The 24,095-nt window shown below is 63.7% G+C and carries 23 protein-coding genes; 7 read left to right on the top strand and 16 right to left on the bottom strand.

The genetic code is table 11. The features are described 5' to 3' along the window. Positions 1-7: 7 nt before the first annotated feature. The 9 genes from kdpA to ACLCGK_RS31450 all read right to left on the bottom strand — a co-directional run bounded on the left by kdpA (position 8) and on the right by ACLCGK_RS31450 (position 7,749). Positions 8-1,702 carry a potassium-transporting ATPase subunit KdpA gene (gene kdpA, locus ACLCGK_RS31490; protein WP_410953605.1) on the bottom strand — a complete coding sequence of 565 codons (1,695 nt, stop codon included), beginning with the start codon at positions 1,700-1,702 and terminating at the stop codon, positions 8-10. 9 nt (positions 1,703-1,711) lie between these two features. Then, a complete protein-coding gene (gene kdpF / locus ACLCGK_RS31485; protein WP_085720473.1) occupies positions 1,712-1,801 on the bottom strand; it encodes a K(+)-transporting ATPase subunit F in 90 nt (29 codons plus the stop codon). Between the two features lie 239 nt (positions 1,802-2,040). Beyond that, positions 2,041-3,093 carry an AI-2E family transporter gene (locus tag ACLCGK_RS31480; protein WP_013973419.1) on the bottom strand — a complete coding sequence of 351 codons (1,053 nt, stop codon included), beginning with the start codon at positions 3,091-3,093 and terminating at the stop codon, positions 2,041-2,043. A gap of 12 nt (positions 3,094-3,105) precedes the next feature. Next, entirely contained in the window at positions 3,106-3,900 is a 795-nt protein-coding gene (locus ACLCGK_RS31475) for a DUF4892 domain-containing protein (RefSeq protein WP_023661209.1), read from the bottom strand. 109 nt (positions 3,901-4,009) lie between these two features. Further along, positions 4,010-4,864, bottom strand: coding sequence for an alpha/beta hydrolase (locus ACLCGK_RS31470; protein ID WP_410953604.1), 855 nt, complete (start codon positions 4,862-4,864; stop codon positions 4,010-4,012). Next, on the bottom strand, positions 4,861-5,649 hold the full coding sequence (locus ACLCGK_RS31465; protein WP_015271083.1) for an alpha/beta fold hydrolase: 789 nt from the start codon (positions 5,647-5,649) through the stop codon (positions 4,861-4,863). Before ACLCGK_RS31465 ends, ACLCGK_RS31470 begins: the two co-directional genes overlap by 4 nt. A 235-nt stretch (positions 5,650-5,884) precedes the next feature. Continuing rightward, on the bottom strand, positions 5,885-6,343 hold the full coding sequence (sixA, locus tag ACLCGK_RS31460; RefSeq protein ID WP_410953603.1) for a phosphohistidine phosphatase SixA: 459 nt from the start codon (positions 6,341-6,343) through the stop codon (positions 5,885-5,887). Next, positions 6,340-6,687, bottom strand: coding sequence for a DUF4389 domain-containing protein (locus tag ACLCGK_RS31455; protein WP_013973424.1), 348 nt, complete (start codon positions 6,685-6,687; stop codon positions 6,340-6,342). The genes sixA and ACLCGK_RS31455 overlap by 4 nt, the downstream gene beginning before the upstream one ends. Positions 6,688-6,723: 36 nt before the next feature. Continuing rightward, entirely contained in the window at positions 6,724-7,749 is a 1,026-nt protein-coding gene (locus tag ACLCGK_RS31450) for an NAD(P)H-dependent glycerol-3-phosphate dehydrogenase (protein ID WP_013973425.1), read from the bottom strand. A 221-nt stretch (positions 7,750-7,970) separates the two neighbouring features. Here ACLCGK_RS31450 and ACLCGK_RS31445 point away from each other — a divergent pair, with 221 nt between their 5' ends. The 5 genes from ACLCGK_RS31445 to fabB all read left to right on the top strand — a co-directional run bounded on the left by ACLCGK_RS31445 (position 7,971) and on the right by fabB (position 14,891). Next, on the top strand, positions 7,971-10,118 hold the full coding sequence (locus tag ACLCGK_RS31445; RefSeq protein ID WP_410953602.1) for a TonB-dependent receptor plug domain-containing protein: 2,148 nt from the start codon (positions 7,971-7,973) through the stop codon (positions 10,116-10,118). Then, positions 10,118-11,008, top strand: a complete 891-nt coding sequence (locus tag ACLCGK_RS31440) for an ABC transporter substrate-binding protein (RefSeq protein WP_013973427.1) — start codon at positions 10,118-10,120, stop codon at positions 11,006-11,008. Before ACLCGK_RS31445 ends, ACLCGK_RS31440 begins: the two co-directional genes overlap by 1 nt. Next, on the top strand, positions 11,005-12,936 hold the full coding sequence (locus ACLCGK_RS31435; RefSeq protein ID WP_041505758.1) for an ATP-binding protein: 1,932 nt from the start codon (positions 11,005-11,007) through the stop codon (positions 12,934-12,936). The genes ACLCGK_RS31440 and ACLCGK_RS31435 overlap by 4 nt, the downstream gene beginning before the upstream one ends. A 207-nt stretch (positions 12,937-13,143) precedes the next feature. Continuing rightward, positions 13,144-13,659: a 3-hydroxyacyl-[acyl-carrier-protein] dehydratase FabA gene (fabA, locus tag ACLCGK_RS31430; protein ID WP_003251509.1), complete on the top strand. Its 516-nt coding sequence runs from the start codon at positions 13,144-13,146 to the stop codon at positions 13,657-13,659. Positions 13,660-13,670: 11 nt separating this feature from the next. Then, positions 13,671-14,891, top strand: coding sequence for a beta-ketoacyl-ACP synthase I (fabB, locus tag ACLCGK_RS31425; RefSeq protein WP_013973429.1), 1,221 nt, complete (start codon positions 13,671-13,673; stop codon positions 14,889-14,891). A gap of 176 nt (positions 14,892-15,067) precedes the next feature. Here fabB and ACLCGK_RS31420 read toward each other — a convergent pair whose 3' ends face one another. Continuing rightward, positions 15,068-16,072 (bottom strand): amidohydrolase family protein, encoded by a 1,005-nt coding sequence (locus ACLCGK_RS31420; protein ID WP_410953601.1) that lies wholly within the window; start codon positions 16,070-16,072, stop codon positions 15,068-15,070. Between the two features lie 117 nt (positions 16,073-16,189). On the opposite strand from ACLCGK_RS31420, the gene ACLCGK_RS31415 reads away from it, so the two are divergent. After that, positions 16,190-17,053: a pirin family protein gene (locus tag ACLCGK_RS31415; protein ID WP_410953600.1), complete on the top strand. Its 864-nt coding sequence runs from the start codon at positions 16,190-16,192 to the stop codon at positions 17,051-17,053. Between the two features lie 129 nt (positions 17,054-17,182). Here ACLCGK_RS31415 and ACLCGK_RS31410 read toward each other — a convergent pair whose 3' ends face one another. The 4 genes from ACLCGK_RS31410 to ACLCGK_RS31395 all read right to left on the bottom strand — a co-directional run bounded on the left by ACLCGK_RS31410 (position 17,183) and on the right by ACLCGK_RS31395 (position 20,919). Next, on the bottom strand, positions 17,183-17,908 hold the full coding sequence (locus ACLCGK_RS31410; RefSeq protein WP_410953599.1) for a dienelactone hydrolase family protein: 726 nt from the start codon (positions 17,906-17,908) through the stop codon (positions 17,183-17,185). 79 nt (positions 17,909-17,987) lie between these two features. Continuing rightward, positions 17,988-19,892: a molecular chaperone HtpG gene (gene htpG / locus ACLCGK_RS31405; RefSeq protein ID WP_023661535.1), complete on the bottom strand. Its 1,905-nt coding sequence runs from the start codon at positions 19,890-19,892 to the stop codon at positions 17,988-17,990. 71 nt (positions 19,893-19,963) lie between these two features. Further along, complete coding sequence (locus ACLCGK_RS31400; protein ID WP_015271092.1) at positions 19,964-20,446, bottom strand: PaaI family thioesterase; 483 nt, start codon at positions 20,444-20,446, stop codon at positions 19,964-19,966. Further along, a complete protein-coding gene (locus ACLCGK_RS31395; RefSeq protein WP_410953598.1) occupies positions 20,443-20,919 on the bottom strand; it encodes a PaaI family thioesterase in 477 nt (158 codons plus the stop codon). The genes ACLCGK_RS31400 and ACLCGK_RS31395 overlap by 4 nt, the downstream gene beginning before the upstream one ends. A 154-nt stretch (positions 20,920-21,073) precedes the next feature. On the opposite strand from ACLCGK_RS31395, the gene ACLCGK_RS31390 reads away from it, so the two are divergent. Beyond that, positions 21,074-21,358, top strand: a complete 285-nt coding sequence (locus ACLCGK_RS31390) for a hypothetical protein (RefSeq protein ID WP_023661534.1) — start codon at positions 21,074-21,076, stop codon at positions 21,356-21,358. 67 nt (positions 21,359-21,425) lie between these two features. Here the strand turns inward: ACLCGK_RS31390 and ACLCGK_RS31385 are convergent, their stop codons facing one another. Together ACLCGK_RS31385 and brnQ are read right to left on the bottom strand one after the other, a co-directional pair. After that, complete coding sequence (locus ACLCGK_RS31385) at positions 21,426-22,175, bottom strand: DUF599 domain-containing protein (RefSeq protein WP_015271094.1); 750 nt, start codon at positions 22,173-22,175, stop codon at positions 21,426-21,428. 310 nt (positions 22,176-22,485) lie between these two features. Next, positions 22,486-23,799, bottom strand: a complete 1,314-nt coding sequence (brnQ, locus tag ACLCGK_RS31380; protein WP_015271095.1) for a branched-chain amino acid transport system II carrier protein — start codon at positions 23,797-23,799, stop codon at positions 22,486-22,488. Between the last annotated feature and the right edge of the window lie 296 nt (positions 23,800-24,095).

Raw genomic sequence — 24,095 nt, 5'->3', positions numbered from 1 at the left:
TCGGTCCTCAAAAACCCAGACTCAAATGTTCGGCGATCGGCCCAAGGGCCAGGGTCGGCAGGAAGGTCAGGCCACCGACCAGCAGGATGGTGACCAGCAGCAGGCTGGTGAACAGCGGGCCATGGGTGGGGAAGCTGTTAAGCCCCTGGGGCGCGCTTTTCTTCGCCGCCAGGCTGCCGGCCAGCGCCAGTACCGGCAGGATGTAGCCGAAGCGGCCGATGAGCATGGCCAGGCCGATCATCAGGTTGTGGTACACCGTGTTGGCACCAAAGCCGGCAAAGGCCGAGCCGTTGTTGGCCGTGCCCGAGGTGTAGGCATACAGCAGCTGGCTGAAGCCATGCGCACCCGGGTTGCTGACTGCACCTGCCGGGCCTGGCAGGCTGGCGGCAATGGCGCCGAGCACCAACACGCCGACCGGCATCACCAGCAGGGTCGCTACCAGCAACTGCACCTCGCGGGCCTGCAGTTTCTTGCCCAGGTATTCCGGGGTGCGGCCGATCATCAGCCCGGCCAGGAACACCGCGATCAATACGAACAGCAGCATGCCGTAAAGCCCTGCACCGACGCCGCCGAAGATCACCTCACCGACCATCATGTTGACCATCGCCACCATGCCGGTTAGCGGGTTGAGACTGTCGTGCATGGCATTGACCGAACCGTTGGAGGCAGAGGTGGTAGTCACTGTCCACAGCACCGAACCGGTGGTGCCGAAGCGGGTTTCCTTGCCCTCCATCGGGGCGCTTTGGTGTACCTGCACGCTCTCGAGGGCCGGGTTGGGCTGGTACTCGGACCACAATGCCGTGCTGCCGCCGATCAGGAACAGGGCCAGCATGCAGGCGAGGATTGCGCGGCTCTGGCGCAGGTCCTTCACGTAGTGGCCAAAGGTGAACACCAGCGCCACCGGAATGAGGATGATCGAGGCCACCTCGAACAGGTTGCTCCAGGCCGTGGGGTTTTCGAACGGGTGCGCCGAGTTGACCCCGAAGAAGCCACCGCCGTTGGTACCCAGTTGCTTGATGGCGATCTGGCTGGCGGCCGGGCCCAGCGGGATGGTCTGCTCGGTGCCTTGCAGGGTGACCGCGTGGGCGTAGTCGGCCAAGGTTTGCGGTACGCCCTGCCATACCAGCAGCAACGCCAGCAACAGGCACAGCGGTAGCAAGCCGTAGAGGGTGGCGCGGGTCATGTCGACCCAGAAGTTGCCTAGCGTCGTGGCGCTGCGCCGTGCGATGCCGCGGCACAGGGCGACCAGCACGGCCAGGCCGGTGGCGGCGCTGACGAAGTTCTGCACGGTCAGGCCGAGCATCTGGCTCAGGTAGCTGACCGACGCCTCACCGCTGTAGGCCTGCCAGTTGGTGTTGGTGACGAAGCTGACCGCGGTATTGAACGCCAGCGACCATTCCTGGCCGGGTAGATGCTGCGGGTTGAATGGCAGGTAGCCCTGCAACAGCAGCACGGCGAACAGCAGCAGGAACCCGGCCAGGTTGAAGGCCAGCAGAGCCAAGGTGTACTGCTGCCAGTTCTGTTCCTGGCCGGCGCGCACGCCCGCCAGCCGGTAGCAGGCTTGCTCGACCGGGCCCAGCACGGGCGACAGCCAGGTGCGCTGGCCTTCCATGACCTTGAAGTAGAACCGCCCGAGCCAGGGTGCCGGTAGCAGCACGATGGCGAAAAATGCCAACAGCAAGGCGAAGTCGTAACTGTGCATGGCCACTCCCTAGCAGCGATCGGCGCGCAGCAGCGCCACCAGCAGATAAAACGCCAATGCCACTGCCAGCAGCAGTGACAGCCCGTCGAGCATGTTCATGTGTGGTTCTCCCCGTGGTGCGGCTTGGGCCGCTTTGGGGAAATTGTCCGAGCGAGGGGCGTAAAGGGGCGAGACTGGGAGGTGGGGATGGCGATAAAGAAGGCGTAAAGATCGGGAGTTGAGGTTGCCTGAACCGGCCTCTTCGCGGGTAAACCCGCTCCTACAGGGACCGCACCGCTCTCCCGGGCTGTGGAGATCCTTGTGGGAGCGGGTTCACCCGCGAAGAGGCCAGTACAGGTTTACTGCTGAGGCGGCTGCGGGACGGCGTTGCGGCTCCAGTCCAGCAGCAGGCTGTAGCCGACCGCCAGCAAGGTCGGCCCGATGAACAGGCCAATGAAGCCAAAGGCGATCAGGCCGCCGAACACGCCCAGAAGCACGATCACCAACGGCAGGTTGCCGCCACGGCTGATCAGGTACGGTTTGAGTACGTTGTCCACGCCACTGATGATGAAGGTGCCCCAGGCTCCCAGGAACACCGCCATGCCGTATTCGCCTTTCCATACCAGCCAGCCGGTGGCCGGAATCCATGCCAGTGGCGGGCCCATGGGGATCAGGCTGAGCATGAAGGTCACCAGGCCCAGCACAATGGCCCCGGGCACACCGGCAATCAGGAAGCCGATCAATGCAAGCACGCCTTGCGCGGCGGCTGTACCGATCACCCCGTTGACCACCCGCTGCACCGTACCGGCGACCAGCTCCAGGTAGTACTCGGCACGGTCGCCCATCAGGCGGTGCAGCAAGCGCAGGACGAACGCCGACAAGCGCGGGCCATCGCGGTAGAAGAAGAACACGAATACCAGGCTGAGGGTCAGCTCCAGCACGCCGCTGCCGATCTGCGCGCTGCGCGCCAGCAACCAGTTGCCCACCTGCCCCAGGTGCGGCTTGACCGAGGCCAGCAAGGCCGCGCCCTGCTGGTCCAGCGATTGCCACCAGCTGACCAGGCGCTCGCCAACCAACGGGATGCCACCCAGCCACGCCGGAGCATCGGGCAGGCCGTCCACCTGCACGTCACGCACGAACGCCGTCGCATCGCGAATGTGGTCGGCCAGGTTGAACCCCAGCCACACCAGCGGCAGCGCCACGATCAGGATCCAGGCAGTGGTCAGCAGGCTGGCCGCCAGGGTTTCGCGCCCTCCCAGCGCACGCGTCAGCAAGCGCATCAACGGCCAGCTGGCAAAGGCCAGGATGGCGCCCCACAACAGCGCTGAAATGAAAGGTGCCATCACCCACAGGCCGGCACCCAGCAGCGCCAGCAGCAGAATCTGGACCAGCAAGCGGTCATTGTTAGCCATGGTGGTGCCCGTTCAACGGATCAGTTCAAGGTGCAGGCCGTCGGTAGGCGCGCTACCGACTTCGAGGCGGCCATTGCGCACCCCCGCCTTGACCAAGGCCTCGCGCCAGGCTTCAGCCTGGGCGCCACTGAGGCTGGCACGCAGGGTGCTGTCGAGGTTCAGGCTGCGGGCCAGCAGGTTCGCCCAGGCGTCTTGCGGCGCGGCCAGGTCAGGGTAGTCGAGCTTGCCGGTGTCGCGCATTTCGCGCAGCACCGTGGCGGCGGTCGGCAGCAGTTCGCCCAGCGGGCTGCCGGCGACGAACTCTTCCACGTGCAGGTAGGCGCGGCGGTTGCCGCGGGTGACGCTGTACAGCGCAACCAGGGTGTCGGCCTGCTCCGCCGAGCGGCGCAGCAGGATGAACGCCTGCTGCTCGTCGCCGCCGTTGAGGCGGGCATTGCCGAACACATCATTGGCCCACAGGCTGGCCTCGCCGCAATCGCGCCCCTGGCACCAGAACAGCGGGTAGCCGCCGTCGCGCTGCAGTGCTTCGCGAGCGCTGGTGAAGGCTTCGCGAGCAGTACGCTCGACCGGCAGTTCGTAGGTTACCGAGCTGACCTGGCCACGGCTTTCGACCTTGTCCTCGACCCGCAGGCGGCCGCTGATCTTGCGCAGCGGGCCCATGGGGTAGACGCGCTCCTGCTCCACGGCCGGGCGCTGGTCGACCACCTTGGCGTCCACCGGTACCGGCAGGCTGCCGGCCCACAAAACGGGGCTGGCGAACACCAGGCAGGCAGCGAAGGCATTACGGATGGCAACAGGCGCGCTCATTGGCGAACCAGGCGGCGCTCAGCGCCGAGGTGAAGCTCCAGGATGTCTGGCAGTTGCATGGTTGTCTCCCTGTTCAACCCGCCAAGCCTCGACACTTGTCCGGTGCAAGTCAAGCAAAGCCAAAGAAGCGATTGAAACAGTCTGCGACAAGGGCCGCGCCCTGCTCATCGTTCAGGTGCAGGTGATGGCCACCGGGCAGCGTCACCTGCTCAAAGGGTAGCTGCTCCAGCAACCCTGTGTGGCGCGCCAGCATGCCGTCGGCAGCCACCACCAGGCGCGCCGGGCAACTTACCCGGCGCACGTAGGCCATGGCCTGGGCCTCGCTCAGGCGCACTGGCGAAGGCAGGGTCAGGCGGCTGTCGCTGCGCCAGCTGTAACCGCCGGGCACCGGCATCAAGCCACGCTGGGCCAGCAGCTCGGCCGCCTCACGGCTGACCGCGACCATGCCTTTCATGCGTGCCTGCACGCCCTGCTCCAGTGTGGTGTATACCGACTTGCGCTTGCCATCCAGGCGCAACTGGGCCAGCAGTGCCATGCCCAGCCGCTCCCCGGCGTCCTGCTCGGCGCCGGTCGGCGGAATGACCCCGTCGATCAGGGCCAGATGGCTGACCCGCTCCGGCAACGCGCCAGCCAGCTGCACCGAAATGATTGCCCCCAGCGAATGGCCCAGCAGGGCAAAACGTTGCCAACCCAGCTGCTCGGCCACCCGCAGCACGTCATGGGCGTAGTCGGCCAGGGCATAGCCGGCACCGAGCGGCCGGTGCTCGGAGTAACCATGCCCGGCCAGGTCCAGGGCGACGATGCGCAGGCCTTTCAGCTGCGGCGCCAGGCGGGCGAAGCTGTTGGCGTTATCCAGCCAGCCATGCAGGGCGATTACCGGCAGCCCATCCTCGGGGCCGAACAGGTGCGCCGCCAGTTCGATATGACCCAGGCTCAGGCGGATCTCCTCGACCTGCGCGCTCATGCCTGGCTCCAGCGGTCGAACAGGCCCTTGATCAGGCTGGCGGTGTCGGTTGGTCGCTCAAGCGGGAACATGTGCCCACCCGGCACGCTGTGGTATTCGCCCCTGGGCATGCCACGCACGGCCAGCGTGTGGTGGCGGCGAATGACGTTGCTGCGCTCGCCGCGGACCATGGCCAGCGGCACCTGCAACTGCCGCGCGGGCGCAGGGCTGGTATGCGGGATGCTGCGGTAGATGCTGATTTCCGTGGCCGGGTCGAAGCGCAACTGCAGCCCCTGCTCCATCGCCTGCAGGCCGTGCTCTATGTAGGCATCGAGGCAGTCGGGGTCGAAATGACGGAACAGTGACTTGCCGGCGAAATAGTCCCGGGCACTGTCGCGGTCATTGAAGGTTTCGCGGCGCCCCAGGGTGCGGCCAGCCGGGGTGATACGGTCAATGAAGCCGAAGCGCTTGGCGGTGCGCAGCAGCCACTGGTCGGCGCGGGTGAGCACCGGAGAGTCGAGCATCACCACGCCGCGGTAATACTCGGGGCAGCGCAAGGCTGCGTGCAGGTGCAAAACCCCGCCCAGCGAATGGCCGACGCCCCATACCGGCTGGTCTTGCCGAGCCAGGTGGTGCAGCAGTTCATCGACCAGGCTCTGCCAGTTGTCGTCCACCGGAAAGCGCGGATCGTGGCCGTGCTGGGCCAGGTGCTGCACTTGGTAGTCCGGTGCCAGGGCGGCGAACAGCTTGCCGTAGGTGGCCGACGGGAAACCGTTGGCATGGGCGAAGAAGATCTGCTGCGACATGGCGCCTGGTCCGGATGCGAGATGATGGCCCATTGTCGGTATCGCGGGGCAGTTCGGCAACGTCCGGAAAGGTCATCGGCGAGGGCTATCAGGTCAGGCTTGTGGGCGCGGGCACTGCCTGTAGGAGCAGCCTTGTGCTGCGAAGAGGCCATAACTGCCGGAGAAGAGCTATTGCCCTACTGGCCTCTTCGCAGCACAAGGCTGCTCCTACAGGAAACCGAGATAGCCTGAGAACTCAGGCCGGCGAGTTGATCGCCCGAAGGGTCATCAACCCAGCCAGCGGCCAGTCCCCTTCCAGCTCCGCCAGGCTTGCAGTGCTCATGCCCGCCGGTTGCTGCTGGTGGCCATGCTGCAACGCCCCTACCAAGGTACCCACCAGCGGCTGGTGGCTGACCAGCAGCACATGCTCCAGGCCCAGGCGCTCGATTTCACCGATAACCTGCTGCACATCACTGTCAGGCGTAAGCCAGGGCACGGTGCACACCGGCTCGGCGAAGCCCAGGGTGTCATGCACCAGGGCGGCCGTTTGCTGGGCGCGCACGTAAGGGCTGGCGATGATCGCCTGCAGCGGCTGGCCCAGCAGGCGGGCGGCGCTATGCAGCACCTGTTCGCGACCATGGGCGGTCAGCCGGCGCTCGGCATCGCTGTTGGCCCGCGGCTCGGCTTCGCCGTGGCGCAGAACCCACAGCTTCACAGCTTGGGCTCCTCGTCACGCACCGGGTGCGGGGCCGGGGCCACCGCATGCGGCGCCTCGCCTTCCGGGGCACGCGGTGCCGGCCAGTCGGCGAACGGCCAGGGCTTCTGGTCGCTGTGGAAGCTGCCGAAGCGGCCGATCTGCGCCAGGTACTGGCTCAGGCTGTCGCCGAAGTTCATCAGGCTGGCGCTGGGGGCGCCGTACACCAGGCGGTAGATCAGTTGTACCAGCACCAGGCCACCGAGCAACAGCTCGGCCAGCTGCCAGACCACCAGGAACACCAGCATCCACAGGGCCCGCAGGATGATCGACTCGCGCTGGGCGCGTTCGGGCGTATCGTTCATGTGTTGCTCCTTGCTGTTGTCAGAGCCGCTCGAGGCTCAGTTGAAACCGCTGATGGAAATGAAATCGACATCGGTCTTCGGCTCGGCACGCATCAGGTGCTCGATCACCTGGTTCAGCGTGCGGCCTTCGAACAGGATGGCATGCAGGCCAGCCACCAGCGGCATGTACACCTGCACTTCCTGCGCCTTGGCCTTGAGCACCTTGAGGGTATTGACGCCTTCGGCCACTTCGCCCAGGCGGCTGACCGCCTGCTCCAGGCTCAGGCCCTGGCCCAGCGCGTGGCCGACCTGGTAGTTGCGGCTCTTTGGCGAGGAGCAGGTGACGATCAGGTCACCGACACCGGCCAGGCCGAGGAAAGTCATGGGGTTGGCCCCCTGGCTGACGGCGAAGCGGGTCATCTCGGCCAGGGCGCGGGTAATCAGCATGCTCTTGGTGTTCTCGCCCATGCCCAGGGCCACCGCCATGCCAGCGATGATGGCGTAGACGTTCTTCAGCGCCCCGCCCAGCTCGACGCCAAACCGGTCGGCACTGGCGTAGACGCGGAAGGTACGCCCATGCAGCACGGCCTGCACCTGCTGGCACAGTTTTTCGTCCTCGCTGGCGACCACCGTGGCGGTCAGCGCATGTTCGGCGATTTCACGGGCCAGGTTGGGGCCGGACAGCACGCCGATGCGCGCCTCGGGGGCGATTTCCTCGAGGATCTGGCTCATCAGCTTGAAGCTTTGCGCTTCGATGCCCTTGGTCAGGCTGACCAGGCCCTTGCCGCGCAGCAACTCGGCATGCGGAGCCAGCACGCTACGCAAGGCGCTCGATGGCAGGGCGACGAAAATCAGCTCGCTGGCCTGCAGAGTGGCCAGTAGGTCGCTGACCGGCTCGACGCCGTCGTGCAAGCGGATGCCCTTGAGGTAGCGCGGATTCTCGCGATTGACGCGCATGGCCTCAGCCTGTTCCGGGTCGCGCATCCATTGGCGCACCGGCACACCGTTTTCTGCCAGCAGGTTCGCCACGGCGGTGCCGAAGCTGCCGCCTCCCAGAACTGCAACAGGTTGCTGTTCAGTCATATCCAATCCGTTAAAGCCAAAAGTTAAGTGGCGACCCAGCCATTATACGGCTCGCCTGCTACAGAACCAGTGTCAGTACCGGCCCTTTCGCGGGCACGCCCGCTCCCACAGGGGATAGCGCAGTCCTTCAGAGCGGCGCCGCACCTGTGGGAGCGGGCGTGCCCGCGAAAGGGCTCGACAGGTAGAGCAGATCACTGGCAAAACCCCCACGGTCGGTTACCATGCCTGTTTCAATCCTGATACAAGGCCGCTTTGTGTTCCCTGGCACGCCCTCGTACCCGCGCCTGCTCATACTGACTGCCCTGCTCGGCGGCCCGGCCGTGGCCGATGACCTGTTCATCGACAACGCGGACCTGCCGCAGGTTCTGACCGCCACGCGCCTGAAACAATCCCCCGCCGCAGTCCCGGGTAGCATGACCGTGCTCGACAGCGAGCTGATCCGCGCCAGCGGTGCCCGTGACATCCCCGAGCTGCTGCGCCTGGTGCCGGGCATGATGGTGGGCTACAACGCCGGCAACCAACCCACGGTCAACTACCACGGCAGCAACGTCAACGATGCCCGACGCATGCAGGTGCTGATCGATGGCCGTTCGGTGTACCGCGCCGGCCTGGCCACGGTGGACTGGAGCGACATCCCCCTGGCCATGGAGGATATCGAGCGCATCGAGGTGTTCCGCGGCCCCAACACGGTCAGCTACGGCGCCAACGCGCTGATGGCAGTGGTCAACATCCTTACCCGCAACCCTGCCGACAGCCATGGCACGCGGCTGAAGATGACCCGCGGCCAGGACGGCATCAATGATTTCTACGCCAGCCACGGCTTCGGTTGGGAGAGTGGCGACATGCGCCTGTCGCTGTCAGGCCAGCAGGACGATGGCTTCGACGAGAACCAGTTCGGCCAGGACTACCGCGACAGCCGCCGGCTGACCCGCTTCAATATCAACGCCAGCCACAGCCTGGCACACGACCAGACCCTGGAATGGCAACTTGCTGCGAAGGAAGGCAGCAACCAGCGGCCTTATACCTACCAGCCGGTGTTCGCCAAATACGAAGCCGGTAACAACGCTGACGTCAGTGCCAAGGACTACGCCGGCTCATTGCGCTGGACCAAGGACTTCAGTTCTGAGCACAGCCTGTATATCCAAGGCTCTGCCCAACATTTCGACCGTCAGCAGGTGTGGCGTGCCTGTGACGCTTTGCAGTCGTTCAGCCCGGAATTGACCCAGCTCTGGCAAATGAACCCCGATTTCGCCGAAAAAGTGGCGCGCGGCATTGCTACCGGCGCGCCACTTTCGACCAACGATCCCGTCATGAGAGGGCTTCTGGAGAAGGTCCAGCAGCAATGGGCGAACGGTGGCAAGCAGCAGGTCTGCGGCGACGTCGACCAGAGCACCCGCGAAACCCGCTACGACCTGGAAATCCAGGACACCCTGAGCCTGACCGACAGCCTGCGCCTGCTCAGCGGCATGAACTACCGCTATGATCGTGCCGACTCGCAGACCTACTTCAATGGCAGCATCGACGACCAGACCTGGCGCCTGTTCGGCCAGCTGGAGTGGCGCGCCGACGAACACTGGATCCTGCAGGGTGGTGCCATGTTCGAGGACTCGCGCCTGTCTGGCAGCTCGCTGACCCCACGCGTGGCGGTCAACTACCTGATCACCCCGCGCCATGGCCTGCGTGCAGTGTATTCCGAGGCAGTGCGCTCGCCAGACATGTTCGAGAACAACGTCAACTGGAGCTACACGGTCAAGAACCTGACCCCCAACGCCTTTGGCCTGCAAAACGGCGAATACTTCGTCAAGACCCGCGGCCCGGGCGACCTCGACCAGGAACGCATGCGCTCGCGCGAACTCGGCTACAACGGCTACTTCAGCGACATCGACCTGAACATGGATGTGAAGCTGTTCTATGACGAGATCACCGGCATGATCAGCGAGCCCCTGAAGAACAACCAATACATCGCCAGCAATGCCAACAAGGCCCGTTTCAGCGGCAGCGAGGCGCAACTGGACTGGCGCCCGACCCTGCGCGACCGCCTGCGGGTGACCTACGCCTACGTGGATGCATGGGCCAGCAACCCCGCCGACCGCCGCCTCAGCGCGCGCAACAGCGGCTCGGCCGGATGGATGCGCGAGTGGGGTGCCGGTTGGTCGAGCGCGCTGTTCTATTACGGCGACGATGCGCTCAACCAGTACCGCTACGAGCGCCTGGACCTGCGCCTGGCCAAGCGTTTCCGGGTGCATGGCAGCAACCTGGAGCTGGCGGCGCTGTGGCAACAGCGCCTGGACGATGAGCCGACCACGGCAATCCAGAACCGCTACGACAGCCGCCACCGCCTGAGCGTCAGCGCGGAGCTGGAGTTCTGATGGCCCTGCTGCTGCGCCTGTTGCTGTTGTGCCTGTGGCCGATGGGGCCGCTGTTCGCCAGCGAAATCCTGTTGGTAGGCGCGGAAGACCAGCCTGGCATTCGCAGTTTCGTCGCCGCGCTGGAAAGCCGCCGGCCGCACGACCATGTACATTTCCAGACCACCGACGACCTGCCACGTCCGGGCAAGCTCAAGGCTGACCAGCGCCTGATCCTGCTGGACAACGCCGCACTGGAATGGCGCCTCGCGGAAACTGCCGGCCCGCCGGCCCTGGCCATGAGGGTCAGCCGGGTACAGGCTGAACAGCGCCTGGGAAAGTCGCGGCCCGCGTTCCTCACGCTGCTGTGGAGCGATCCGCCGCTGGGCCGGCAGTTGCGCCTGGCGCGCTATCTGCTGCCGCAGGCCCAGCGCATTGGTGTGCTGTACGGTGAGCACAGCAGCTTTCTGCTCGAAGAGCTGCGCCACGCCGCCCGCGCGCTGGACCTGGAGATCATTGCCCAGGACTGGCCCGACCCGCGCGACAGCCGCCCTTTACAACACTTGTTGGCCAACAGTGACGTGCTGCTAGGCCTGGACGATGCCGACCTGTACAACTCCAAGACTGCGAAAAACCTGCTGTTGAGCAGCTATGGCCGGCAGATGGCGCTGATCGGCCCGAACGCCGGGTTCGTCCGCGCCGGCGCCCTGGCCAGCACCTTCAGCGACCAGGACGATTGGCTGGCGGTGCTCGACCAGTTGCTCGACCAGCCACCGGCGCGCTGGCCACGCAGCCTGTACCCGGTACGCTTCGGCGTCAGCGGCAACCAGCAGGTGGCGCGCGCCCTGGGCCTTGAACCGATCGATCCGAACGCCGCCGCCAAGGCCCTGGCCGAAGGAGAACCCACCCCATGAGCAAGCGCCTGAGCTGGGACATCCACACCCGCACCCAGATCATCAGCCTCGGCCCTGCCCTGCTGCTGACCTTGCTGCTGATCAGTTTCTTCACCTTCGTGCGTATCCAGGACCTGCGCCAGGAACTGAACCACACTGGGCAACTGATCGCCAACCAGCTGGCGCCAGCTTCGGAATACGGGGTGATATCGGGCAACAACGAAGTGCTCGAGGGCCTGATGCGCGCCACGCTCAGCATCCCCCACGTGCGCTTCCTCGAGGTGCAGGACAGCCGCAACCACATATTGGTCTATGTGGAGCAGTCCGACGAAAGCGCCAACCGCGCGCAGCGCGTCGAAGTGTTCCAGGCGCCCATCCGCCTGCAGCAGATCCGCCTGGACAGCGACTTCCTGCAACAGGGCAAAGCCACCACCCCGGCCATCGGCGACGATTACCTGGGCCGGGTCATCGTCGGCATGTCCGATGACGCCTTCAGCCAGCGCCAGCAGGAAATCGTGATCAAGGCCGGCATCCTCGCGCTGTTCGCCCTGCTGTTCACCTTCCTGCTGGCGCGCCGCCTGGCCCTGAGCCTGGCCAAGCCGATCAGCGACATGGGCCATGCGGTCAAGGCCATCCAGCAGGGCGAGTACCACACCCTGTTGCCGGTGGTCGATGACAGCGAACTGGGCCATCTGGCACGCCACATCAATAACCTGGCCCATGCCCTGGCGCAGGCCAGCAATGAACAGAAGCAGGCGATTGCCGAGCTTATCCAGGCCCGCGAGGAGGCCGAACAGGCCAACCGCGCCAAATCGGATTTCCTCGCGATGATGAGCCACGAGCTGCGCACGCCGATGAATGGCGTGCTGGGCATGCTGCAGTTGCTGGAAACCACGCAGTTGAACAGCGAGCAGGCCGAGTACACCGCGGTGGCCAGCGAATCCACCGGGCACCTGCTCAAGGTCATCAACGACATCCTCGACTTCTCGCGCATCGAACGCGCCGCGCTGCAACTGGAACACATCGACTTCAACCTGGGCGAACTGATCACCAGCAGCGTCCAGTCGTTCCAGCACAGCGCCCAACAGCGCGGCCTTGCCCTGCACCTGCAAATGCCGGCGGGTATCGAGCAGCTGCAGGTGAACGGCGACCCCACGCGCATCCGCCAGATCCTGCTTAACCTGGTAGGCAACGCGCTGAAATTCACCGAACGCGGCCAGGTTCAGGTCGAGGCGCGCTGGCAGGTGCTGGACCGCCAACTGATCTGGCTGACCTGCAGTGTGCGCGACACCGGTATCGGCATCGACAACGAACGCCTGGAAATGATGTTTGTCGCCTTCCAGCAGGCCGACAGCTCGATTTCCCGCCGCTATGGCGGCACCGGACTGGGGCTGTCGATCGCCCGCACCCTGGCCGAACGCATGGGCGGCAAGCTGCGTGGCGAAAGCCGTGAGGGCCTGGGCTCGACCTTCACCTTGGAGATGCCTCTGGCCCTGGCCAGCCCTGCCCCGCTCTCGCTGACGCAGCCAAGCGCTGCGCCACCGGCGGTGGCCGACAATGATCAGGTGCTGCTGGTAGAGGACAATCCGGTCAACCAAAGTGTCATCGAAGCCATGCTGCGTAGCCTGGGGCTAGCGGTATGCACGGCCGAGGACGGCCTGGAGGCGGTAGAACGGGTCAGCCGGCAGCGTTTTGCCGCCGTGCTGATGGACTGCCGCCTGCCGCACCTGGACGGCTATGAAGCCACCCGGCGTATCCGCCAGCTGCCCAACGGCGCCAGGCTACCGATCATCGCCCTGACCGCCAACGCCTTGCAGGGCGACCGCGAGCGTTGCATGGCGGCCGGCATGGACGACTACCTGAGCAAACCCTTGCGCCGCACCGAACTGCAGCGTGTGCTGCAGCGCTGGCTACCCGGTCAGACAACCGCGACTGGCGATAAATGCTAAAGTGCGGCAGTCTTAAACACTGGACAGGACCTTCATCGGACCTGAAAATAGACGTTTCAGTGCACACCTGTACTTCTTTCACCGGGTGCACTGTGACTTTCACCACAACGCAATAGTCTACCTGTAGGCTGCCGCCCCGAACGCGATGCGTATCGGGCCGGCCGGGAAGATTCATCCCCTGCCGCAGGGGGTTATTGAGGAGCTCGCATGACCAAACAACACGCCTTTACTCGGGAAGACCTGCTGCGCTGCAGTCGCGGTGAGCTGTTCGGCCCAGGTAATGCGCAACTGCCCGCGCCGAACATGCTGATGGTCGATCGCATCACCCATATCAGCGAAGAAGGCGGCAAGTACGGCAAAGGTGAATTGGTCGCCGAGCTGGATATCAATCCGGACCTGTGGTTCTTCGCCTGCCACTTCGAAGGCGACCCGGTAATGCCGGGCTGCCTGGGCCTCGATGCCATGTGGCAGCTGGTAGGTTTCTTCCTCGGCTGGCAGGGCCTGCCAGGCCGCGGGCGCGCCCTGGGTTCGGGCGAGGTGAAGTTCTTCGGCCAGGTACTGCCGGAAGCCAAGAAAGTCACTTACAACATTCACATCAAGCGCGTCCTGAAGGGCAAGCTGAACATGGCCATCGCCGATGGCTCGGTCAGCGTCGACGGCCGCGAGATCTACACTGCCGAAGGCCTGCGGGTCGGCGTGTTCACCTCCACTGACAATTTCTAAGGGTTATTCGCATGCGCCGCGTCGTTATCACTGGTCTGGGCATCGTATCGTGCCTGGGCAATGACAAAGCTACCGTCACCGAAAACCTGCGCAACAGCCGTCCGGGTATCCGTTACAACCCGGAATACAAGGAAATGGGGCTGCGTAGCCAGGTTTCCGGGTCCATCGACCTCAACCTCGAAGAACTGATCGACCGCAAGGTCTACCGCTTCGTCGGCCACGCTGCTGCCTACGCCTACCTGGCGATGCAGGATGCGATCAAGGACGCCGGCCTGACCGAAGAGCAGGTTTCCAACCCGCGTACCGGCCTGGTGGCGGGCTCCGGCGGCGCCTCGACCCTGAACCAGATGGAAGCGCTGGACACCCTGCGTGAGAAAGGCGTCAAGCGCGTCGGCCCATACCGCGTTACCCGCACCATGGGCAGCACCGTTTCGGCGTGCCTGGCTACCCCGTTCAAGATCAAGGGTATCAACTACTCGATCTCCTCGGCCTGCGCCACTTCGGCACACTGCATCGGCACCGCGCTGGAGCAGATCCAGTGGGGCAAGCAGGACATCGTCTTCGCCGGTGGCGGTGAAGAAGAGCACTGGAGCCAGTCGTTCCTGTTCGATGCCATGGGCGCCCTGTCGACCAAGCGCAACGAAACCCCGGAACAGGCCTCGCGCGCCTACGACGCCGACCGTGATGGCTTCGTCATCGCTGGCGGTGGCGGCATGGTGGTGGTCGAGGAGCTGGAACACGCCCTGGCCCGTGGCGCCAAGATCTACGCGGAAATCGTCGGCTACGGCGCCACTTCCGACGGCTATGACATGGTTGCCCCGAGCGGCGAAGGTGCTATCCGCTGCATGCAGCAGGCGCTGTCGACCGTCGACACTCCGATCGATTACCTGAACACCCACGGCACCTCGACCCCGGTCGGTGACGTTGCCGAGATCAAGGGCGTTCGCGCCGTGTTCGGCGACAAGGCACCGAAAATCAGCTCGACCAAGAGCCTGTCGGGCCACTCGCTGGGCGCTGCCGGCGTACACGAGGCGATCTACTGCCTGCTGATGATGGAAAACAACTTCATCGCCGGCTCCGCCAACATCGACGAGCTGGACCCGGAGGTCGCCGACCTGCCGATCCTGCGCAAGACCGAAGAAAACGCCAAGATCGACACGGTCATGAGCAACAGCTTCGGCTTCGGCGGCACCAACGCCACCCTGGTGCTCAAGCGCTGGGAAGGCAAGTAAGACGCTGCTGCGGTAAACGAAAACGCCCCGACTGGTTCGGGGCGTTTTCATTTGTGTTGCCTGTACCGGCCCTATCGCCGGCAAGCCAGCTCCCACAGGTACTGCATAGGCTTCGGAACCTGCGCAGTACCTGTGGGAGCTGGCTTGCCGGCGATAGGGCCAGCACAGGAAAACCCTTATTTCTGCCTGGGCAGTACAGCCAGAAAATTCTCCCTGGCCACCTTGTTGGCAACTTGTTCCGGCAATGCATCCAGAAACGGCCTGAACCCGTGCATCTGCTCCCCAAGGCTACCAAACCGCCCCACCACATCCGAACCCAGCATGAACCGCTCCGGGAATTTCTCGACCAGTGCCAGCCACTCCTTGCGCGGCACACCCCGGTCATCCAGCAGATAGGGTTTCAGCACGCTCCACGACAAATCGACATACAGGTTCGGGTAATCCTCCAACAACCGCGTCAGCACCGGCAGCAGAAAGTCCATCTGCGTCTGGTGCCGGTGAATCTCCATGCTGCTGCCTGCATGCGCCCAGATGAACCGCGTGTGCGGGTGATTGCGCAGCGGCTCTTCGATCTCCGCCAGGTACAGCGGGTTGCGCTCGCGCTTCGAGGTGATGTTGGAATGCAGCAGCACCGGCAGGTCGCGCTCGGCCGCCATGTGGTAGATACGCGCCATGGCTTCGTTGTTGGCGCGCGGCGTGTCACCGCTGGTCAGAGCAGTCAGGTCATCGTGGCGGGTGAACACCTCGCCAATGCCCTGCCACAGCCCCGGATGCAGATCGAGCATGCGCTCGATATGGCTGGCGGCGTTCTTGTCCACCGGATTGAAGCCGGCCAGGAACGGATGAAAGCGCTTGCGCTGCTCGTCGGGCAGTTGCTGTAGCGCCGCCGCCACGTAGGTATCGGTGGCGCTGTACCAGTAGGCTTCGGCGTCATCCCCAGCGTAATAGCGTGGGCGCTTGGGCTCGTCTTCGTGCCACTTCTTGGCCACCGGGACGCCGGAAATCATCGACTGCTCGATACCGGCGGCATCCATGGCCTTGATCAGCGCAGGCATGCCTTCGCTTTCCTGGAAGAAGTCGACGTAGTGCAGGTGGGCATCACTGTAGCGGTAGTCGCGTGCCTGCGCCGCTTGGCACAGCCAGGTGGATAACAGCACGCAGGCCAACGCTCTCACGATCATGATAAAGCTTCCTTTTCCGGGTATCAGATCTCTAGACCGGCCGGCCTGCGAGACGGTTCAGCCGGGGCGGGCAAACCGCTATGCTTGGGGCATTTCCACCTTGCCTGGAGCCTTCCCATGAGCAGCCCCCTGGTCATCCGCCCACGTGCCGAATCGGTCGAGGGCCAGCCGATCCTGCGCCCGCTGCCATCGGCCCAGTGTCGCAGCGTCGGCCCGTTCGTGTTTTTCGACCACATGCTCGAAACCGACTATGCCCCGGGGCATGGTATGGACATCCGCCAGCACCCGCATATCGGCCTGTCGACCCTTACCTACCTGTTCGAAGGGACAATCCTGCACAAGGACAGCCTCGGCTCGGCGCAGCGGGTGCTGCCGGGCGACGTCAGCTGGATGACCGCAGGCAGCGGCGTGGCCCATGTCGAGCGTACTCCTGAAGATGCCCTGGCCCATGGCTCACGCCTGCACGGGCTGCAGGTATGGCTGGCATCGCCACGCGAGCAGGAACAAGGCCCGGCAAGCTACAGCCATCACCCGGCGGCGAGCCTGCCGGTCAGCGACAGCCTGGGGGTGCGCATCTGCATGATTGCCGGCAGCGGGTTCTGCCTGGAATCGCCGGTGCCGGTGCTCTCCCCTACCCTTTACGCGCATGTGCGGATGCAACCGGCAACCACGCTATTGGTGCCGAACGAGCATGTGCAGCGGGCGCTGTACCTGCTTGATGGTGAGCTGAGGATGAACGATGAGGAGGTGGAACCGTGCAGCCTGGTGGTCCTGCCGGAGGGCGAAGAGGTGACGCTGTATGCGGAGAGTGAGTGCCAGCTGGTGCTGATTGGTGGCGCGCCACTGGATGGGCCGCGGCGGATGAACTGGAACTTTGTCTCCAGTGACGTGGAACTGATCGAACAGGCCCGGGCCAAATGGGCTGCAGGGGACTGGCCGGTGGTGCCGGGGGAAACCTCCAGAATCGAGTTGCCGCGTTAATTGGGGCCGCTTTGCGGCCCTTCGCGGGCTTGCCCGCTCCCACTGGGACGGCGTTGCACTTACGGGCAGTTCCGTACCTGTGGGAGCGGGCAAGCCCGCGAAGGGCTGCGCAGCAGCCCCAATGCGCCATCAGCGCTGGAACACTTCGGTCAGCAGGTTATGCATCGAGCGGAACGCCCGCTCAGAGGTACGCCGGTCATACTGCATCTTGCCCGGCACATTGGCACTCGGGTCGGTAAACGAGTGCACCGCGCCGCCATAGCACAGCAATTGCCAGTCAACCTTGGCCGCGTTCATCTCCTCCTCGAACGCCGGCAACTGCTCCTTCGGCACCAGTGGATCGGAAGCGCCGTGCAGCACCAGCACCGAGCCCTTGATGCGCTTGGCATCTTCCGGATTCGGCGTGTCCAGGGTGCCATGGAACGACACCGCCGCACGCAAATCGGCGCCAGTACGGGCCAGCTCAAGTGCACAGCAGCCACCAAAGCAGAAACCGAACGTGCCGACCTTGCCCGGCTCCAGCAGCGCCTTCGACTGCCCCACCAGTTGCGCCAAGGCTTCCTGCATGCGCTTGCGCAGCTCGCCTCGGTCATTCTTCAACGGCATCATCGCCGCGCCGGCCTCGTCGGCATTGGACGGACGCACCGATTGCCCGTACAGGTCGGCAATCAGCACTACATAGCCCTTCTCGGCCACTTCCTTGGCGATGCGCTCGGCACCTTCGCCGATACCCATCCAGTTCGGCGCCATCACCAGACCTGGCCGCCCCAGCGCGCCCGGCTCGTATACCAGGCGGCTTTCATACGCCTTGCCGGACAGGTGATAGACCAGCGATTCGACGATTACTTTGCTCATCAAGCACTCCTTTGGCACTCGTCATCAATATGCTCGCCATGAAAAAAGCCCGCCGAAGCGGGCTTTCCTATGCATCAACTCAAGCAGACAGTTCGACCAGCAGCTTGTTCAGGCGACGAACGTAAGCCGCCGGGTCCTTCAAGCTGTCACCGGCCGCCAGGGCCGCCTGATCGAACAGGATGTGCGACAGCTCGGCGAAGCGGTCTTCGCTCTGCTCGTTGTCCAGCTTCTCGATCAGCGGGTGGGTCGGGTTGAACTCGAAGATCGGCTTGGACTCCGGCACCTTCTGCCCGCTGGCTTCGAGGATCTGGCGCATCTGCAGGCCCAGGTCCTGCTCACCGATGGCCAGGATCGCCGGCGAGTCGGTCAGGCGGTGCGACACGCGCACTTCGGCCACGCTGTCACCCAGCGCGCCCTTCAGGCGCTCGACCAGGCCTTCCTTGTCCTTGGCGACTTCTTCCTGGGCCTTCTTGTCTTCTTCCGAGTCCAGCTTGCCCAGGTCCAGGTCGCCACGGGCGACGTCGACAAAGGCCTTGCCGTCGAACTCGTTCAGGTAGCTCATCAGCCACTCGTCGATACGATCGGTCAGCAGCAGCACTTCGATGCCTTTCTTGCGGAAGACTTCCAGGTGCGGGCTGTTCTTGACCTGCGCGTACGACTCGCCGGTGAGGTAGTAGATCTTGTCCTGGCCTTCTTTGACGCGAGCCAGGTAGTCGGCCAGGGCGACGCTCTGCTCGCCGCTGTCATCCTGGGTGGAAGCGAAGCGCAGCAGGCCGGCGATCTTTTCCTTGTTGGCGAAGTCTTCGGCCGGGCCTTCCTTCAGCACCTGACCGAAGTTCTTCCAGAAGCCCTTGTACTGCTCGGGCTCGTTCTTCGCCAGCTTCTCCAGCATGTCCAGCACGCGCTTGGTCAGCGCGGTCTTCATCGAGTCGATGATCGGGTCTTTCTGCAGGATTTCACGCGACACGTTCAGCGACAGGTCGTTGGAGTCGACCACACCCTTGATGAAGCGCAGGTACAGCGGCAGGAACGATTCGGCCTGGTCCATGATGAACACGCGCTGCACGTACAGCTTCAGGCCGCGTGGCGCTTCGCGCTGGTACAGGTCGAACGGCGCGCGGGCGGGCACGTACAGCAGCGAGTTGTATTCGAGCTTGCCTTCTACTTTGTTGTGGCTCCAGGCCAGCGGGTTTTCGAAGTCATGGCCGATGTGCTTGTAGAACTCCTGGTATTCCTCGTCCTTGATTTCGGTACGCGGACGGGTCCACAGGGCGCTGGCACGGTTGACGGTTTCCCACTCTTCGGCCGGCTGCTCTTCGCCTTCGGCGGTAGCTTGCTCTTTCAGCAGCTGGATCGGCATGGCGATGTGGTCGGAGTACTTCTTGACCACGTTGCGCAGGCGCCAGCCATCGGCGAACTCCTGCTCGCCCTTCTTCAGGTGCAGGACGATGCGGGTGCCGCGCTGAGGCTTGTCGATGGTAGCGACTTCGAACTCACCTTCGCCCTTCGACGACCAGTGCACGCCTTCAGCGGCCGGCTGGCCGGCACGGCGGCTGTACACGTCGACCTTGTCGGCAACGATGAACGCGGAGTAGAAGCCCACACCGAACTGACCGATCAGGTGCGAGTCCTTCTTCTGGTCACCGGTGAGGTTCTTCATGAAGTCGGCAGTGCCGGACTTGGCGATGGTACCCAGGTGGGCGATGACGTCTTCGCGGCTCATGCCGATGCCGTTGTCCTCGAGGGTCACGGTACCGGCGTCCTTGTCGAAGCTCAGGCGAATCTTCAGGTCGGCGTCGCCTTCGAACAGCTCTGGCTTGGCCAGGGCCTCGAAACGCAGCTTGTCGGCGGCGTCGGAGGCGTTGGAGATCAATTCACGCAGGAAGATCTCCTTGTTCGAATACAGGGAATGGATCATGAGGTGCAGCAGCTGCTTTACCTCGGTCTGGAAGCCCAGCGTTTCTTTTTGAGTCTCCACACTCATGGTCTTCAAAACTCCGATCTGATGGCAGTTGACGCCTGGCGGCCAGATTGGCCAGCGTTTAGCGGCGGATGTCATGCAGATGGGGGCTGCCCGGATGATTTCAAGGGCTTTTCCGGTTCGATCTTGAAATGGGCGCGAGCCGTGGCGATCGGCGACTGCCTGTCCCCCTGCCAGGCGGTGATGGCCACATTGGTCACTCGCCGACCCTGGCGCCAAAGCTGGCACTGGGCGTAGGTATCGCGAAAGTGCCCGGCGCGCAGGTAATCGATGGAAAAGTCGATGATCTTCGGAATGCTTGCGCTCTCGCTGAAGATCAGCAGGTACAGCGCTGCCGACAGTTCCATGAAGCCCGCGATCACCCCGCCGTGGATGGCCGGCAGCAGCGGGTTGCCGATGTTGTCCTGGTTGGCCGGCAGGCGGAACAGCAGGTCATCGCCCTGACGCTCGCATTCAATGCCGATCAGGCCGGCATAGGGGATCAGCGCCAGCAAGGGCCGATAGTCTCCCACCGCATGAGCAGCGTTGAGCTGTTGGCGAACATTGTGCGGAATCATGCTCCGCCCTCCTTCAGGCTGTTGCCGAAGCGGATGCCACCCTTGATCTCCTGGCCCAGGCGCATGAACGTGCCCACCACCTGGCAGATAGGCTTGGCGGGGTCATCCTGATAGGCCGTGCCACGGGTGAAGATCACATCGCGGGTGACTCGGTAGCATTGGGCGTGGCCGTAGATGTCCTTGCCGGCCTCGGCCGGGTGCATGTAGTCGATGCGCAGGTCCAGTGTCGGGCACACCTCGAAGCGCGGCAGCACGCACAGCGTGGCCATGCCGCAGGTGGTGTCCATCAGCGTGGTCAGCGCGCCGCCATGCACGGCGCCGGTCTGCGGGTTGCCGACGATGGCCGCAGACCATGGCAGCACCAGGGTCATGCCATCGGCATTGGTTTGCACCACACGCATTTGCAACAACTGACAATGTTTCAGGGCCGAGAGAAAGCGCTCGGCCATGGCCATCAAGGTTGAATCGCTCATTGGCTGTTTCCCTGCGCATTGCCGCATCGGCATAAAATCGTTAAAAAGTCTATATAGAACGGGGCGTTATATATGTGTAATCTTCGCGGAACTTATTCCGCATAGTTGCACTCGAAGGAACAAGTCACTTATTTCACCAAGGAGAAACACCCCCATGCGTAAACCTTTTGCTTTTGCTCTGATGCTGGCCGCTGCCATGGGCCTGGCCGCTTGCGATAAAGCGAGCGAAGACAAAGCCCAGGACGCACAGCAACACGCCGAGCAAGCCCAGGAAAAAGCGGGCGAAGCTCAGGATAAAATGAACGAGGCTGCCAAGGAAAACGCCGAAGCCGCCAAAGATCAGGCCGAAGCCGAGCAGAAGGCCGCCGAAGAAGCCGCTCCGGCTACTCCGGCTCCGGAAGCCGCTCCAGCTGCTCCAGCCGAACCTGCCAAGCAGTAATCGGCTAAAACAAAAAAACCCGACATTGTCGGGTTTTTTTGTGCCTGAAACTTATGGGTTAAACGTTTCAGGTACCAGGAGCGGTGTTTTCCTTGGCGGGTTCGATGGAAACACTTTCGGTAGGTGTGAACACCATCACATCCAATACATCCGAATGGAACTCGCGGCGGTACAGAATCAGCACCACCCCGACACTCATGACCATGAATAACCATGGGCTGATGAACCAGCTCAACATGGCCATGCCGAAGTAATAGGAACGCAGGCCCAGGTTGAACTGGTTGGCGGCAAGCGACAGCACCCGCGCCGCCCGCGAGGCGAATGCCTTGCGCTCAAGCTCATTGACCAGCCGTTCACCGATCATCGGCGCCGACCCCACCAGTACTGCCGCGAAGTTGTATTGGCGCATGCACCAGCTGAAGGTGAAAAAGGCATAGACAAAAACCATGGCCAGGCACAGCAGCTTGATCTCCGACATGCCCTGGGAGGTCTGCTGCACCAGCGGCAGGTCGGCCAGCAGCGACAGAGCCCGGTCGGAAGCCCCGAGCACGGTGAGGATACCGGCGAGGATGATCAGGGTGCTGGAGGCGAAGAACGAGGCGTTGCGCTCGAGGTTGCCGATCACGCTGGCATCGGCAATGCGGTTGTCGCGCAGCAGCATGCGGCGCATCCAGTCTTCGCGGTACAGGTGCAGCACGCTGGCCAGGCACGCGGTGTCGCGGCCCTTCCAGATGGCATAGCGGGTGTAACCGCCCCAGCACAGGGCGAACCAGATGATGGCCAAAAGGTTGTTGAAGTTGCTTTGGATGAAGTTCATGCACGGTTCCCGGGAGGGCCAGATACCTGAAGGATAGGGACCGGATTTCGACGCTGGCAAGCGGCAAAAGGCACACATCCATCCTGATATTTGCACTGCTCATCCGGCCTCTTCGCGGGCACGCCCGCTCCCACAGGTACAGCGCCAATTCTGAGGTTTGCGCTTGACCTGTGGGAGCGGGCGTGCCCGCGAAGAGGCCGGTACAGGCAAACAAAAAGCCCCGCATCCTCTAGGATACGGGGCTCTTGAGTTTCCACCCTTGGCGAGCACCCTTCGGCTTGTGGCCGGTGCCGCCCTCAGGCTTCGACTATCAGGCCAGCGCTTCGCGCGGCTTGCCGAGCATGCGGTCGCAGGCCACGGCGCCAACCAGGGTCACCACCGAAGGCACCAGCCAGGCCAGGCCCTGGTCGCTCAGCGGCAGGTGAGCCATGAAGTCAGGCAGCACGTGGGCAATGCTGCTGCCCTTGATCGCATCGACCATGCCGAACAGCAGCGATACCAGCATCACTGGTGCCAGGATGCGGGTCGGCGAGTTCCACAGGTCCTTCACGAAGCTCAGCCCGACCACCACGATGCACGGCGGGTAGATCGCCGTAAGCACCGGGATCGAGAACATGATCAGCTTGGTCAGGCCGAGATTGGAGATCAACAGCGAGAAGCCCGCCAGGATCACCACCAGAGCGCGGTACGACAGCGGCAGGATCTGGCTGAAGTACTCGGCGCAGGCACAGGTCAGGCCAACGGCGGTCACCAGGCAGGCCAGCGCGATCAGCACGGCGAGGAAACCGCTGCCCAGCGAACCGAAGGTGTGCTGCACGTAGGCATGCAGTACCGCCGCACCGTTGGTAGCGTCAGCCGCGATCTCGTGGCTGGTTGCACCCAGTCGGAACAGGCTGATGTACACCAGGGCCAGACCGACGCCGGCGATCAGGCCGGCAATGATGGCATAGCGGGTGATCAGTTTCGGCGACTCGACACCGCGCGAGCGGATGGCGTTGACGATGACGATACCGAACACCAGGGCACCCAGGGTGTCCATGGTCAGGTAACCATCGGAGAAGCCCTTGGAGAACGCTGCGGCGGCATAGGCCGGCTGCGCTTCACCAATGGTGCCGGCAGGCAGCGCGAAGGCGGCGATGCCCAGCACCGCCAGGGCGATTATCTTCAGCGGCGCCAGGAAGCGGCCCACAGTGTCGAGCAGCTTGCCCGGGTACATCGACACGGCCAGTACCACGAGGAAGTACACCAGGCTGTAGATGAACAGCGCCAGCGGGCTTTCGCCGGTCAGCGGCGCAACGCCCACTTCGAACGATACGGTCGCGGTGCGCGGGGTGGCGAACAGCGGGCCGACCGACAGGTAGCACACGGCCGCCAGCAGGCCACCGAAGAACTTGCCGATCGGGCTGCTCAGGGCATCCATGCCGCCGCCGACCTTGGCCAGGGCGACCACGGTGATGACCGGCAGGCCAACGGCCGTAACCAGGAAGCCAAGGGCCGCCATCCATACGTGCGGGCCAGACTGCAGACCGACGATAGGCGGGAAGATGATGTTGCCAGCGCCCACGAAAAGCGCAAACGTCATAAAGCCAAGCGCCAGGATATCCTGGCCTTTGAGAACTTTCATTTAAGGTAGTACCACACTGCTGAAATCGGGATTCGAGAGGGGATTTCCCTTTGGATGAGGGGAAATGCTGCCCGGCTTGATAGGCCAGACCCGTTTAGCGTGTCGTTCCCTTTTGGGGTACGGGCACAGAGTGAGCGCGTAATGTAACTGTTTTGTCAGTCAAACGCACTGGCACAGTACTGCTTGTCCGATGTGCGTACATGTTTGTCGTCTGTGCGACCGAGGACAGCGAGAATTATCCTCGAATTGAAACATTCGTCTGCGTGAAAATTCCTATCAAACCCATCGAAAAATCC

Source organism: Pseudomonas sp. S1(2024) (assembly GCF_046557535.1).
Note: the sequence above shows the minus strand (reverse complement) of the source record. Positions and strands in the feature narration are given on the sequence as shown.